The 14,731-nt window shown below is 59.7% G+C and carries 13 protein-coding genes; 11 read left to right on the top strand and 2 right to left on the bottom strand.

The genetic code is table 11. The annotated features are described in order from the left end of the window. Positions 1-112: 112 nt before the first annotated feature. Genes HD598_RS05265 through HD598_RS05255 form a run of 3 tightly spaced genes read left to right on the top strand, consistent with a single transcriptional unit; the run spans position 113 to position 2,595 of the window. Complete coding sequence (locus HD598_RS05265; protein ID WP_311539051.1) at positions 113-1,303, top strand: sensor histidine kinase; 1,191 nt, start codon at positions 113-115, stop codon at positions 1,301-1,303. Continuing rightward, complete coding sequence (locus HD598_RS05260; protein WP_183664305.1) at positions 1,300-1,980, top strand: response regulator transcription factor; 681 nt, start codon at positions 1,300-1,302, stop codon at positions 1,978-1,980. Before HD598_RS05265 ends, HD598_RS05260 begins: the two co-directional genes overlap by 4 nt. Positions 1,981-2,034: 54 nt before the next feature. After that, a complete protein-coding gene (locus HD598_RS05255) occupies positions 2,035-2,595 on the top strand; it encodes a cysteine hydrolase family protein (RefSeq protein ID WP_183664303.1) in 561 nt (186 codons plus the stop codon). 88 nt (positions 2,596-2,683) lie between these two features. On the opposite strand, the gene HD598_RS05250 is transcribed toward HD598_RS05255, so the two are convergent. Then, a complete protein-coding gene (locus HD598_RS05250; RefSeq protein ID WP_183664301.1) occupies positions 2,684-3,232 on the bottom strand; it encodes a hypothetical protein in 549 nt (182 codons plus the stop codon). Positions 3,233-3,466: 234 nt separating this feature from the next. On the opposite strand from HD598_RS05250, the gene HD598_RS05245 reads away from it, so the two are divergent. The 7 genes from HD598_RS05245 to HD598_RS05215 all read left to right on the top strand — a co-directional run bounded on the left by HD598_RS05245 (position 3,467) and on the right by HD598_RS05215 (position 11,327). Further along, positions 3,467-3,967, top strand: a complete 501-nt coding sequence (locus HD598_RS05245) for a CarD family transcriptional regulator (RefSeq protein WP_071894141.1) — start codon at positions 3,467-3,469, stop codon at positions 3,965-3,967. Positions 3,968-4,112: 145 nt separating this feature from the next. Further along, positions 4,113-4,859, top strand: a complete 747-nt coding sequence (gene ispD / locus HD598_RS05240; protein ID WP_311538961.1) for a 2-C-methyl-D-erythritol 4-phosphate cytidylyltransferase — start codon at positions 4,113-4,115, stop codon at positions 4,857-4,859. Next, positions 4,856-5,368 (top strand): 2-C-methyl-D-erythritol 2,4-cyclodiphosphate synthase, encoded by a 513-nt coding sequence (ispF, locus tag HD598_RS05235; RefSeq protein ID WP_071894140.1) that lies wholly within the window; start codon positions 4,856-4,858, stop codon positions 5,366-5,368. Before ispD ends, ispF begins: the two co-directional genes overlap by 4 nt. A gap of 44 nt (positions 5,369-5,412) precedes the next feature. Next, positions 5,413-6,870, top strand: a complete 1,458-nt coding sequence (gene cysS / locus HD598_RS05230; RefSeq protein WP_183664299.1) for a cysteine--tRNA ligase — start codon at positions 5,413-5,415, stop codon at positions 6,868-6,870. 92 nt (positions 6,871-6,962) lie between these two features. Next, complete coding sequence (gene rlmB / locus HD598_RS05225) at positions 6,963-7,937, top strand: 23S rRNA (guanosine(2251)-2'-O)-methyltransferase RlmB (protein ID WP_183664296.1); 975 nt, start codon at positions 6,963-6,965, stop codon at positions 7,935-7,937. 2 nt (positions 7,938-7,939) lie between these two features. Next, positions 7,940-10,177: a glycogen debranching protein GlgX gene (gene glgX, locus HD598_RS05220; RefSeq protein ID WP_311538960.1), complete on the top strand. Its 2,238-nt coding sequence runs from the start codon at positions 7,940-7,942 to the stop codon at positions 10,175-10,177. Positions 10,178-10,265: 88 nt separating this feature from the next. Continuing rightward, entirely contained in the window at positions 10,266-11,327 is a 1,062-nt protein-coding gene (locus HD598_RS05215; protein ID WP_183642155.1) for a 2,3-butanediol dehydrogenase, read from the top strand. 96 nt (positions 11,328-11,423) lie between these two features. On the opposite strand, the gene glgP is transcribed toward HD598_RS05215, so the two are convergent. Then, positions 11,424-14,033 carry an alpha-glucan family phosphorylase gene (gene glgP, locus HD598_RS05210; RefSeq protein WP_183664294.1) on the bottom strand — a complete coding sequence of 870 codons (2,610 nt, stop codon included), beginning with the start codon at positions 14,031-14,033 and terminating at the stop codon, positions 11,424-11,426. A 136-nt stretch (positions 14,034-14,169) separates the two neighbouring features. Between glgP and HD598_RS05205 the strand changes: the two genes are divergently transcribed. Further along, positions 14,170-14,730 carry a DUF6328 family protein gene (locus tag HD598_RS05205; protein ID WP_183664292.1) on the top strand — a complete coding sequence of 187 codons (561 nt, stop codon included), beginning with the start codon at positions 14,170-14,172 and terminating at the stop codon, positions 14,728-14,730. Position 14,731 lies beyond the last annotated feature (1 nt).

Raw genomic sequence — 14,731 nt, 5'->3', positions numbered from 1 at the left:
CTAGATGAACCCCAAGGGAAGACTTGGTGAACGCCCCGTTAACGAGTGGTCGCAGAGGTTAATTCTTGCGGTTCAGGAAGTGAAAAGCCGGTACGCTACTGGGGTGGACGACATCATATTAATGCTTATCGCGGGCATTATTGGGCTTGCCATTGGTGTTGCCGGAATGAGCGCGTATCGAGAATCTCAGAATCGGCGCTCGCTATTGGCGGAGAAGGTTGAGGCGGAATTGCCTCCCGGATCCATCGAAGTTCTCTCCATTGTGGGTCGCGCCTTTGTGGTGGTAGATGAGATTGACGGCGTCGTCCGCGCAAACCCCTCAGCCTACGCGTATGGACTGGTGCGTGGACACACTCTGGTTCACCCAGAGCTCGTAGAACTTGCCCACCGAGTTCGCGCCCACGGTGTCATTGAAGAAAAGCAATTTGAACTGTCCCGGGGACCCCTGGGGCAGGGCACCATTGTGGTGCACGTGCGCGTGGCCGCACTCGGTGATGAATTCATCTTGTTGCTTGCTGATGACCGCACCGAAATCACGCGTACTGAAGCAATCCGCACGGACTTTGTGGCGAACGTTTCCCATGAGCTCAAGACGCCCGTCGGCGCCATCATGCTGCTAGGTGAAGCGATGGACGACGCAGCCGGAGATGAAGTCGCCATTCGCCGCTTCGCAGGACGCCTTCAGAAAGAGTCCGCCCGGCTCAAGGCGCTGGTTCAAGACATTATTGAACTCTCCCGCCTCCAAGGAACCAACGTGGTGGTTCAGGGCAAGCCAGTGGACATCAACGATGTAGTCGCCGAGGCCGTGGACCGCACCAAGCTCACCGCGGACAACAAAAACATTACGTTGAGCATGGGCTTGGCCAAGGAGCCGGCCATGGTGTTCGGCGACCAAGAACTTCTCACCACGGCCTTCAAGAATCTGATCGACAACGCCATCCGTTACTCCCCAGAGGACACCGCGGTAGGCGTAGGTGTGCGCGTGAAAGATTCTCTGGTGCAGGTCTCGGTCACGGACCGCGGGCCCGGAATCCCTGTGGAGGAACAAGAACGCATCTTTGAACGCTTCTATAGGGTGGATGAAGCGCGCGATCGCCAAACAGGCGGAACCGGCTTGGGCTTGTCCATCGTCAAGCACGTGGTGTCCAACCACGGTGGGGAAGTTACGGTATGGTCCCAAATCAATAGCGGATCAACGTTTACGGTGCGTCTTCCTGAGTTGGAGGATGCAGGAGTGCCTCAAGGTAAAGGGGCCGAAATCAAAGGCACGCTCAGTGCCCCAGACGAAGGAGGCAGGCCATGACCCGCATCTTGGTAGTTGAAGATGAAGAGTCGTTGAGCGACCCGCTCTCTTACTTGTTGGAAAAAGAAGGCTTCGAAGTCCAGGTCGTGGACAACGGAAACGACGCCATCGTCGAGTACGACCGCGTCGGTGCAGACCTAGTTCTTCTTGACCTGATGTTGCCAGGTCAGCCGGGCACGGAAGTGTGCCGCCAGTTGCGTCAGCGCTCCAACGTTCCCGTCATCATGCTGACGGCTAAAGACTCTGAGATTGATAAGGTCGTGGGCCTCGAGCTGGGTGCCGATGACTACGTGACCAAACCGTACAGCGCCCGCGAGCTCGTTGCTCGCGTTCGCGCCGTGCTGCGACGCCAGGGCGAACCGGAAGAACTCATCTCCAATACGGTCCAGGGCGGCCCGGTCCGCATGGACGTGGAGCGCCACACCGTGAGCGCGTACGGGGAGACCATTTCCCTTCCGCTCAAAGAATTCGAACTGCTCGAAATGCTCTTGCGCAACACCGGCCGCGTCCTCACGCGTGGACAACTCATTGACCGCGTCTGGGGCTCCGATTACGTGGGGGACACCAAGACCTTGGACGTGCACATTAAGCGTCTGCGCTCCAAGATCGAAGCGGATCCCTCCAACCCTAAGCACCTCGTGACAGTGCGCGGACTGGGCTATAAGTTTGACGTGTAAGTGTGGGAGCTAGTCGTTCAGGCTTGGCTCCTACCCACCGTCGAAAGGGGACGCATGTCCACCCTTGAAAACCGCGAGAACACCGCACTGTTGGTGATCGACGTCCAGAAGGGCGTCATGGCTTCTTCCGTCCATTCGGATGAGGTGGTGGGACGCATCCAGCAGCTTGTGGAGTGGTCCCGCGAGCAGAGTAACCCAGTGATCTGGGTGCAGCATTCCAGCGAAGAATTGCCTTTGGAGTCGACCGTTTGGGAGATTGTGGATGAGCTATCCCCGCAAGCGGGAGAGGCCATTGTTCACAAGACCCACGGCGATTCTTTCGAAGCGACAAATCTGGAAGACGTCCTAACGAAAGCAGGAATCTCCCACCTAGTTGTTGCTGGCGCTCAAAGCGACGCGTGCATTCGTTCCACTATCCACGGCGCCTTCACCCGCGGCTATGACGTGAGCCTGGTGAGCGACGCCCACACCACAGAGGACCTCTCCGAATGGGGTGCCCCCGAACCTGACAAGGTCATAAGCCACACCAACTTGTACTGGAGCTTTCAAACCGCTCCTGGTCGCACCGCTGATGTCGTAACCACAGAGAAACTCATTGCAGGAGCGCAAGAATAATTTTTTTGCTTACCCAAATAAAAACGACGCCGCAGCTCAGAATCTTTGCCGGGCTGCGGCGTCGTACTAAAAAAGTGCGGGGGAGCGCTTAATGAGTCTCTTCCGACTCAGTAGCGGATTCCTCAGAGTGCTCTTCGAGGTGCTCAACGGTTGCCTCATCGAAGCCGCCGGGGATGTACTCGCGGTATTCATCAAGCACGCCGTTCACCACAGGAATGGCAACGTTGGAGGACTCGCCCTCAGCCTCGAGGGTGGCGTCAACCTGCTCGCCCGGAATGGTGCCCGTGCTAGCAACGGTCGTAGCGTTTTCCTCATCCTCAAGCTTGAGTGAGGTCTTCGGCTCCACCTCGAACGTGGTGTTGCCGGAGTCCAAGGACACGGTCAAGGTCTGAGCCTGATCGGTGTCGTTGATGATGGAACCCAAGAAACGAGCCTCAGAATCAGCATCGTTGGTCACGAGCAAGAAGTTGCGAAGCTTCAAATCGCCAACGTTCACCACGATTCCATCGGAAGCAGCGTAGGTCAGCTCAGTGGCCTGCTGGTTGATGGCACCGCAACCTGCAGTTCCAACGGCGATCAGCGCGGTGGCGCTCAGTGCAACGGCGCGGCGGCCAAACTTACTCGATCCGATCTTCACGTCGAAGTCTCCTCATTGATTTCAGGGTGCGGTCCTCGCCTTAGCCTAATACTTAGACGCCCCAAAACAGATATTGAAGTGGGATTTTGACGCTTCGAGCGAGCCACGTCACACGGGTAGAAAATCGCGCGTAGAGCGGAATTATGGTGCTGTCAAGCTCTTTTGGCGAGTCAACGCGCCGGTGGTCGCGTCACATTTGTGGTAAGATTGACTCTGGGAAAGGGGAAAAACCACATGGTATTTGAGGTTGGCGAGACCGTAGTTTACCCGCACCACGGTGCAGCAATGATCGAGGAGATCAAGATGCGCACCATCCGGGGCGAGGAGAAGATGTACCTCAAACTGAAGGTGGCTCAGGGTGATTTGACCATTGAGGTCCCCGCCGAGAACGTTGACTTGGTCGGCGTTCGCGATGTTGTGAGTCAGAAGGGCCTTGAGCACGTTTTTGACGTACTCCGCGCCGAGCACACTGAAGAGCCGGCCAACTGGTCGCGCCGCTACAAGGCAAATGTTGAGAAGCTTGCTTCCGGCGATGTCATCAAGGTCGCCGAAGTTGTTCGCGACCTATGGCGCCGCGACATTGACCGCGGACTTTCCGCAGGCGAAAAGCGCATGCTCTCCAAGGCACGCCAGATCTTGATCTCCGAATTGGCGCTTGCCAAGAAGGTTGAAGAAGATCAGGCAGAAGCCATGCTTGACGAGGTACTTGCCTCTGATCGCGTAGCGAACGTCTAAATAGATTTCTAGCTGCAAGCGGCGGCCCATTCGACTCCACGTCGAAGGGCCGCCGCTTTGCTACATCCACGTCTTTAAGCTTCCCTCGCTGAGAACGGCTCCGATGGTGCCCAGCGCTCACGCGCGGCACTCATAGGATGGATCCGTGACTGATCAGCCAATTCCTCCGGCCCCGGAAACACCTGCGCGCATCGCCGTCATTATGGTGGCAGCCGGCCAGGGCACCCGCTTGGGCTACGGCATCCCCAAAGCCGAGGTACCTATCGGCGAGCACACCATGCTCGAAACTGCGCTGCGTTCTGCCGATGCCTTCTTGCGCCGCGAGGACGTGCGGCTGATCGCTGTGCTCCCGCCGCAACGGCCGGACTTCCGCCGCCTCATCGAGAATTTCGCGCGCGAGCATCACTACCGCTTATCTGTGACCGAGGGCGGGGCCACCCGCACCGAATCGGTCCTCAACGGCGTGCGGCTTGCGGAAGGTGCGCAGAATGTCCTGGTGCACGACGCCGCACGTCCGCTTGCGTCGTCGTCCCTCTTCGAGCGGGTGCTTGCGTCCCTCGATGACGGGGAGGACGCCGTGATCCCTGGGCTGCCGGTCGTGGACACCACGAAGCGGGTCAGCATCGCGGGGATCGTGGAGGAAACCGTGGACCGCTCCGTGTTGCGAGCTATTCAAACGCCCCAAGGATTCGCGCGAGAGGCTCTGGTCGCGGCTTATGCCGTGTTGGAGGGGTGGAGTACGCAGCAGCGCGAAGCCGCGACGGATGAGGCGATGCTCTTTGAGCTCCTCGGCAAACCCGTGCGCGTCATTGACGGCGAACAACAAGCTCTCAAAGTCACCACCGCTCACGACCTCACGATGGTTCGATTCTTGGAAAGAGGAAACAAGTGATTATTCCGTTGGTAGGAATCGGTGTGGACGTGCATGCCTTCGAGGACGCGCTGGAGCTCCCCGAAGGGCAAGGAACGCCACGGAACTTGTGGCTTGCCGGACTGGAGTGGCCGGGCGAGCGCGCCTTGAGTGGGCACTCGGATGGAGACGCCGTAGCGCACGCAGCGTGTGACGCACTGTTTTCAGCCGCAGGCGTGGGGGATTTGGGGACTCACTTCGGGACCTCGCGCCCGGAATTCAAGGGTGCCTCCGGCGTTCGGCTACTGCAGGAAGCTGCGCGCATTGTGCGGGACGCCGGATTCGAGATCGGCAATGTTGCCGTCCAATTCGTGGGAAACCGGCCCAAGTTTGGACCCCGCCGCGAAGAAGCAAACCGCGCACTCAGCGATGCGGCCGGCGCCACCGTCACGGTCACAGCCACAACATCGGACGGACTGGGCTATGAGGGAAACGCTCAAGGAATCACCGCGTACGCTACGGCGCTGGTCTACCGAACACCCGCAAGCTGACCGTTTAGCCGGGAAGAACCAGCGGTAAGCCATAAACTGGAGCGGTGACGATCAGATTCTATGACACCCAAACCGCCAGCATCCGCGACTTCCAGCCGCTCACCGAAGGTGAAGTCAAGCTGTACTACTGCGGCGCCACGGTGCAGGGCATGCCGCACGTCGGCCACGTCCGCTCCGCGATTGTCTTTGACATCCTGGTGCGCTGGCTCGAGTACCGCGGCAACAAGGTCACGGTAGTTCGCAACGTGACGGACATCGATGACAAGATCCTCGAGAAGTCCGCGCTGAGCTTCGAAAGCCACGTGGAGGACCCGTACCTGGATGACGAAGAATGGTTCGGCCTCGCGTACCGCTTCGAGCAAGAATTCCAGAAGGCGTATGACACCTTGGGTGTCCGCCGCCCCACGTACGAGCCGCGCGCTACCGGCCACATCGGCGAAATGCACCGAATGATCCAAGACCTCATCGACAAGGGTCATGCCTACGCCGCCACCGATGGCAGCAGCGACGTCTACTTCGACGTACGTAGCTGGCCCAAGTATGGGCAGCTGACCCGCCAAAACATCGACGACATGCAGGGCGCCGCGGATGCAGACCCTCGCGGCAAAAAGGACGCCCGCGACTTCGCGCTCTGGAAGGGCCACAAGGACGGCGAACCACTCACGGCAAGCTGGGAGTCCCCATGGGGCCGCGGTCGCCCGGGCTGGCACATCGAATGCTCCGCAATGGCTACCAAGTACCTCGGCACCCAGTTCGATATTCACGGCGGCGGCCTCGACCTGCGCTTCCCACACCATGAGAACGAACTTGCTCAAGCCACCGCGGCCGGTCACGGTTTCGCGAACTTCTGGCTGCACAACGGCATGGTCACCTTCGAGGGCGAGAAGATGTCCAAGTCCATCGGCAACACCATCTCCCCAGAAGAGATGATCGAGAAGTCCACGCCTCGAGTGGCCCGCTACTTCTTGGGCCAAGCGCAGTACCGCTCCATGCTGGATTACCGCCCCACCTCACTCGAAGAAGCGGCCGCCGCCATTGAGCGCATCGACACCTTCGTCAACAACGCGCTTTTCGCGGTGCACCACGTCAAGCCAGGCGCAGATTTTGATCTGGACCTGCACCACTTTGCGGTTCCCGAAGCGTTCGGTCAGGCCATGGACGATGACCTGAACGTGCCGCAAGCGCTCGCAGTCCTTCACGAGACGGTCCGCAAGGGCAACTCGGCGCTGGCCAGCGGAGATCACGAAACCGCAGACATCGCCCTTCAGCAGACCATGGCGATGACCCAGACCCTCGGCCTGGATGACGCTCAGGACGCAACGGCCGGTAGCCCCGAAGCGGACGCGCTGGACAAGCTCATCCAAGTGCAGCTGGAACGGCGCGCGAAGGCTCGCGAATCCAAGGATTGGGCCCGCGCGGATGAGATTCGTGACCAGCTTGCTGCGGCCGGAATCGTCATAGAGGATTCCGCCAGTGGCGCGCGCTGGAGTATCAGCGGTTAGGCCACTGTAGAATTGAGGCCGCTGTCTGTCATGTCGGCGGCCTTTTTCTGTAACGTGACACTCAAGAAGTCCTCGAAAGCAAGGAATACCTCATGTCCGCAACCCGGCGTCCCGGAGCCGTTCGCAAGAACAAAAAGGGCCCAACCATCGGTACGGGTGGGCACGGTCGTAAGGCTCTCGAAGGTAAAGGTCCCACGCCTAAGGCAGAAGACCGCGAGTATCACAAGGCTCACCGCGAGAAGATGTTGCGTGACCGCGCCGCTCAGAAGCACACCACCAACCGTTCTAGCCGCCTGCGCAGCTCTGAAGAGCTCGTCACCGGCCGCAACTCGGTAGTTGAAGCACTTCGCGCGGACATCCCCGCGAAGGCTCTTTACATGGCCACGCGCGTCCAGATGGATGATCGCGTGCGCGAAGCGCTGAAGATCGCCGCAGAACGCGGTATCCCCGTGCTGGAGACCGGCAAGCCAGAGCTTGATCGCATGACGGATGACGCCGTGCACCAGGGCCTCGCGCTTCAGGTCCCGCCCTACAACTACCCTGACGCACACGATCTCGTGGCAGAGACCATGGTCAAGTGGCAGAAGGGCTACATGCGCAAGGCACCGCTGTTTGTGGCGCTGGACGGCATCACCGATCCACGTAACTTGGGTGCCATCATTCGTTCGGTTGCCGCTTTCGGTGGCACCGCAGTGTTGACCCCAGAGCGTCGATCCGCTGGCATGACCGCGTCGGCGTGGAAGACCGCGGCCGGTGCTGCAGCCCGAGTTCCTGTGGCTCGCGCAACAAACTTGAACAACCTGCTCAAGGACGCCAAAGAAGAGGGCATCTTCGTGATTGGCCTCGATGGTGGCGGTTCCGTTTCCCTTCCGGACCTCACGCTCGCCAACGAACCGTTGTGCGTCGTGGTGGGTGCAGAAGGCAAGGGCTTGTCCCGACTTGTCGCCGAGAACTGCGATCAGATTGTCTCCATCCCTATTCACGCCTCCACGGAATCGCTCAACGCGTCGATGGCCGTGGGCATCTCACTGTATGAGGTCGCGCGGAAGCGTGGCTTCCAGGGCTAAGCATGATCAGGTTTCGTCAGGAAGCGGCGCTCAGTATTGCGGAGGCGCAGGGGCAGTACTCACGCCCCTACCCACTGGGGATTAGCCCCGTTAACCCGAGCCGCGGCGTCGTACAAAAATTCCATGATCACGGCGTGATGGACGCCGTGAATGTCAGCGTGTTCGCGCCCGGCTTGCAGGCTCTGGACATTGTGTACACGGATCCGGCGGGCCAGTGGCGTCGCTTCCCGCTGCTGGAAAACACGGATGGTGTGTTCCACGGAATCGTTCCTGAACTGCGCTTTGGCGCCCGTTACGCCTTCTGGGAGGGTGGCGCGGAGCTTCCGTCGAGCGGCCAGCTCCTGTTGGATCCTTACGGCCGCGCCATTGTGCGTGTTGAATCCTTGGATGAGGATTACGACGACGCAGCTTACGTCAACGAGTACGTTTCTACCGATTTTGATTGGTCTGGGGACATCGCACCTCGCGTGCCGTGGCGTACAACCGTCATTTACGAGGCTCACGTCAAGGGCATGACACAGTTGCACCCTGACGTGCCCGAACACTTGCGCGGCACCTACGCCGGGCTCGCGTCCGATGCCATGATTTCGCACTTGAAGTCCTTGGGCGTCACCACAGTGCAGCTGCTGCCGATCCACTTCCACACGGATGAGCAGCACCTCCAGGAGCTGGGCCTGCCCAACTATTGGGGCTACAACACTCTGGGCTTCTTCGCGCCGCACACCGAGTACGCCTCCGCCAGCGCGCAAGCTGCGGGACAGCACGCGGTGCAGGCCGAGCTCAAGGGCATGATCAAGCTCCTTCACGCGGCCGGTATTGAAGTAGTCATGGACGTTGTGTTCAACCACACCGCCGAGGGTGGCAAGGACCAGCCGCCACTGTGCTGGCGTGGGCTGGGCGATTCGCACTACTACCGTCACGATCACGACGGCCGCTATCTAGACACCACCGGCTGCGGTAACACCTTGAACTTCGCCGATCCTGCTGTGATTCGCATGGCGCTGGACTCGCTGCGGTACTGGGTGGAGGAATACCACGTCGATGGTTTCCGCTTTGACCTGGCCGTGTCCTTGGCTCGCGATGAGAACCACCACTTCTCGCCGCGACACCCATTCTTGGTGGCCGCGCTTGCGGACAGCGTGCTCGCAAACACCAAACTTATTGCCGAACCGTGGGACGTCTCCATGGGCGGATGGCAGACCGGTCACTTCCCACGCGGATTCGCGGACTGGAATGACCGCTACCGGGACACCGTGCGTGACTTCTGGGTGGCTGACCGTGGACATCTGAACGCTGGTGGACACGGTGAATCCGTGGCTCGCTTGGCTGGATGCTTGGCTGGCTCACGTGACTTGTTTGCAGGCTCCGGGCGCGGAACGCTCGCGAGCATCAACTTTGTCACGGCACACGACGGCTTCACGCTGCGCGACTTGGTCTCCTTTGACCGCAAGCACAATGAAGCCAACGGCGAGCAGAACCGCGACGGTCACAACCACAACCGCAGCTACAACCACGGAGTGGAAGGCCATACCGGCGACACCGTGATCCGTGCGGAGCGCTTGAAGACGCAGTCCAACGTCATGGCCACGCTCTTGATGAGCCTCGGCGTCCCGATGATCACCGCGGGTGACGAAATGGGCAAGACGCAGTTCGGCAACAACAACGCTTACTGTCAGGACAACGAGCTGAACTGGCTGGACTGGTCCTGGGATGATGACCAGCAGGCGATGTTCGATGTCACGCGACGCATGATTCGGCTGCGCAACGACTTCCTTGGCAACCAGCCGTACAACTACCCCACTCAAGAAGAACAGAGCTACTTGCTCTGGTTCAACGAGCGCGGCGAGCCGATGCCGGAACACGAGTGGTCTGATAACCAAACTCGTGTGGTGCAGTTGCTCATGGGTTCCACCGACGGCAAACTCGACGGCCTGGTCATCATGAATGGCCGCTTGGATGCCACCACGGTTACGTTGCCGCGATTGGAAGAGTTTGCTGACTTCCGTCCTTCGCGCCGCGAAATCACCACGTATGAGTTGCGCTTTGCCACGTCCAAGATCAACTATCCCGAAGATCCAGACGGCGTTCACGGTTCGCGCATGCACCGCGAAGTGGAACGCGAGATACTGCGTGCGACGCAGGGCGACGACGCGGTGTTTGTGCCTCGCAAGGGCGAGAAGTACATGACGGGCGACAAGATTCGTGTTGAAGGAAATAGCATCCTGATCTTCCGAGGATAGGGTTAAAGAGTCAAACAACGATTGGTTTGTTGGCCGTCCGCGGCCGTGCCGCGGACGATTCATATAGACGCAGTTCTAAGGAGAATTCATGAGGGCAGCACGTTATTACGATCAGAAAGACATCCGCATCGAGGACATTCCAGAAATGGAATTGTTGCCGGGAACGGTTGAAATCGAAGTTGCTTGGTGCGGCATTTGCGGCACTGACTTGCACGAATACCTTGAAGGACCAATCTTCGTTCCGCCAGCAGGACATCCGCATCCTATTTCCGGCGAATCCGCTCCCGTGACGTTGGGGCACGAATTCTCCGGCACGGTGACCGCTCTGGGTGAAGGCGTCACGGACCTGAAGGTCGGCGAGAACGTTGTGGTGGAGCCCTACATCATTAACGACGACGTAGACACTTCCAAGGGACAGTCGTACCACTTGTCCAAGGACATGAACTTTATTGGCCTTGGCGGCCGTGGTGGCGGACTCTCCGAGAAGATTGTGGTGAAGCGCCGCTGGGTCCACCCTATTGGCGACATCCCACTTGATCAGGCGGCTCTGATTGAGCCGTTGTCCGTGGGCCACCACGCCTTCGTTCGTTCCGAGGCTAAAGCTGGACAGGTCGCCATTGTGGGCGGTGCCGGCCCCATCGGCTTGCTCACGGCTGCTGTGCTCAAGGCCGAGGGACTCACGGTGTACATCTCCGAATTGTCTGAGGCACGAAAGGCCAAGGCCCGTGAAACCGGCGTCGCGGACGACGTCTTCGATCCACGCGAAGTCAACGTGGCGGAAAAGGTTCGCGAACTCACCGGCGGCAAGGGCGCTGATGTGGGCTTCGAATGCTCATCCGTTCCCGTTGTCTTGGATATGTTGCTGGACGCTGTGAAGCCGGGCGGTGTGGTGGTCAACGTGTCTATCTGGGGTCACAAGCCAGCCGTTGACATGCCGAAGATTGTCCTGAAGGAAATCGACCTTCGCGGCACTATTGGTTATGCAGGGGATCATCCAGACACCATTGCCCTGGTTCAGAGCGGAAAGCTTGACCTTGCTCCGTTCATCACGGGCCGCATCGGTTTGGACGAACTCGTTTCCGGTGGCTTCGAGCAGCTCATTAACAACAACGAGCATCACGTGAAGATCATCGTGAACCCAAAGGCATAACTGCTTTTTTCGCGATCGAGCATCTCATGCGGTCCATACGAAGGTGCCGCTTCCCACGGGAAGCGGCACCTTCGTGTTTTAGGGCAGTTATGGAGCTTAGCGAGCGTTCTCTACGAGTCCGAGCTCGGCGGATGAGGCCAAGAGTCGGTGTGCAGGAACAATGCGCACGCCGTAGCCGAAGGAACCGGAGTGGTTGAGCGTCATGTCCATCGAGTACAGGAATCGTCCCTCACCCAACGGCTGCGAAAGCTCAAGGGTGTGGGTGGTGGTGTCCTCGAGGTCATCGTTGACGGAGACCGTTCCGGAAAGCACCTGAACCTCCACCTCTTCCGGGGCGAGGTCCGCCAGGCGCACGTACGCGTTGATGCGGAACGTATCGCCCAGGCTCGGTTCTTCATCGATGCCCACGGACTCAACGTGCTCCACATGGACGTTGCGGAAGCTTCCGCGCACGCGATCAATGTAGTGCGAGAGCTCGCGAGCGGCAGCGAATTCGTCAGCAGATGCCTTGCGGCCAGCCTCAGTTGCTGGAATGTAGAGCTGGTTCACGTAATCCTGCACCATGCGGGTTGCGGAAACCTTTGGTCCCAGATCGCTCAGCGTGTGCTTGATCATGTGAATCCACGTGTGCGGCAACTCCGTACCAGCCGTGCCGTGCTCGGACGGTCCGGCTGCCCCGGCGTTCTCCGTGGTCTCGGTTCCGTAGAAGCGTGGCGCCACCGTGTTCTCAATGAGGGTGTAAAGCGCGGAGGCCTCGAAGTCATCGCGGGCTTCGGAGGAGGTGCCGTTCGGTGCGGTAGGGATGGCCCAGCCGTTTTCGCCGTCGTACATCTCATCCCACCAGCCATCGAGGACGGATAGGTTGAGGGCGCCGTTGATGGCGGCCTTCATGCCGGACGTTCCACAGGCTTCCAACGGACGCAGCGGGTTGTTCAACCACACGTCGCAACCGGGGAAGAGCGTGCGCGCCATCTTCATGTCATAGTTCGGCAAGAACACAATGCGGTGACGCACTTCGGGATCGTCCGTGAAGCGAACCAGGTCCTGGATCATCTTCTTTCCGGCTTCATCAGCCGGGTGGGACTTTCCAGCCACCACAATCTGGACTGGGTGCTCCGGGTGCAGCAGGATGCGCTTCAAACGGTCAGGATCGCGCAACATGAGCGTCAAACGCTTGTAGGTTGGCACGCGACGAGCAAAACCGATGGTCAGGACGTCCGGATCAAAGACGTTCTTGGTCCACTCGAGTTCAGCGTCGGACGCGCCGCGCTTGATCCACGATGCGCGCAAACGTGCCCGCACATCCTCGATGAGCTGGACGCGCAGTTCACGGCGCAAGCCCCAAAGCTCAGCGTCATCCACGTCGGCAGCACGGGACCAGTCGCCATCGGAGACAGCTGAACGGCCAAAGTGAGTTGCCGCGAATTCGGCAATCTTGGGATCTACCCAGGTAGGAACATGAACGCCGTTGGTGACCGAAGCGATCGGTACCTCATCAACGTCGAATCCGCTCCACAGTCCGGAGAACATAGAACGAGACACCTTGCCGTGCAGCTTCGCAACACCGTTGGCACGCTGTCCAAGGCGCAAGCCCATGACGGCCATGTTGAAGGTCGCGGGATCGCCGCCTTCGTAGTTCTCAGCGCCGAGCGCAAGGATGCTTTCCAGCGGCACGTTGGGAGCCAGTCCAGCGCGGAAGAAGTGACCCACTTGGAGCGCCTGGAAACGGTCAATACCGGCAGGAACTGGCGTGTGAGTCGTGAACACGGTGGACGCGCGAACCGCGGTCAACGCCTCGCCCCAGGAGAGTCCATAATCCATGAGCTCGCGGATGCGCTCGATGCCCAAGAAGCCAGCGTGGCCCTCGTTCGTGTGGAAGACCTCGGGTGCTGGTGCACCGGTCAAACGGGAGAAGGTTCGCAGTGCCTTCACGCCGCCCATGCCCAAAAGCAATTCTTGCTGGAGACGGTGATCTCCACCGCCGCCATACAGGCGGTCAGTGATTTGGCGAGCTGCGTCGTCGTTATTCGGGATATTCGAATCCAACAGCAACAACGGCACACGGCCCACGTCGGCGCGCCAAATGTAAGCGTTCAAGTGACGCCCGTCTGGCAACGGCAAGGAAACTACAGAAGGCGAGCCATCAGCTTCGCGCAAAAGAGAAAGCGGCAAGCCGTCCGGATCCAGCACGGGGTAGGACTCTTGCTGCCAAGCATCGCGAGACAGTGCCTGCTTGAAGTATCCAGCCTGGTACAGCAAGCCGACGGCCACAATCGGGACGCCAAGGTCGCTCGCGGACTTCAGGTGGTCACCGGCAAGGATGCCGAGGCCGCCGGAGTACTGGGGGAGCGCCGCGGTAATGCCGTACTCAGGGGAGAAATAAGCGATGGACTTCGGGGCGGTGTCGCCCAAGGACTGGCACCAGCGGGGCTCGGTCAGGTAGCGGTCCAGATCGGCGGTTAGCTGCGTGACGCGCTCCACGATGGATGCATCAGCGGCGAGCGCGTCAAGCTTCGCGCGGTCGAACTGGCCCAGCAGTGCCACGGGATCTCCACCGACGGCCTGGTAGGCGTCCGGGTCTAGATCGTGGAACAACTGCGCGGTTGGCTCATGCCAGGACCAGCGCAAGTTCGAGGCCAGATGGCCAAGGCCACTGATCGCTGCCGGGAGGACGGTGCGTACGGTAAAACGTCGAATAGCCTTCACGAGTCACAACGCTAGTACACAAACCCCAAGACTCGCAGTGTGACTCCGAACACACATTGAAAGTGTCTCCATCTACCTCGCGCACGCACCTACACTGAAGTGATTGTCAGGTCAGGGCTAGAAATGCGGGAGCGTTATGGATACTTCGGATCACGAGCGAAGCGAGGACCAAGGCCGCTCCCCATTGCATGACTCTTCGCTTGATGCCACGTCGGGTCGGCATGAGACGCCGTCGGAGAAGAGTGACCGCCAGTGGACGGATATTCTCCAAGAGCTGCGAGTCATGCAGACCGGAGTGCAACTGATCGCAGGCTTCTTGTTGACGTTGCCCTTCCAAGCCCGTTTCGGGGAGTTGGACCCACTGGGCGTGAACCTCTATTTGGGCACCATGATGCTCGCCGGGCTGACCATTGTGTTCATGTTGATTCCCGTCGCGCTGCACCGCGAGTTCTTCGGTCGGCACTTGAAGTATCAGCTGGTGGACTCCGGGCACCTCATTTTGCGCCTGGTGCTGTGGCTCGTGGGCCTGTTGATGGCCAGCGCGATTTGTTTGGTGTTCTACGTGGTGTCGGGTCCGCAGGCGGCGCTGGTCATTGCCGCGGTCACATTGGGTGGTCTTCTGGTTGCGCTGCTGTTGTACCCGTGGTGGCGCCTCAAGCGCGCGGAGAATTCCGAACGCGCGCTTGAGGATCGCTAGC

Source organism: Neomicrococcus aestuarii (genome assembly GCF_014201135.1).
GTDB lineage: Bacteria > Actinomycetota > Actinomycetes > Actinomycetales > Micrococcaceae > Neomicrococcus > Neomicrococcus aestuarii.
Note: the sequence above shows the minus strand (reverse complement) of the source record. Positions and strands in the feature narration are given on the sequence as shown.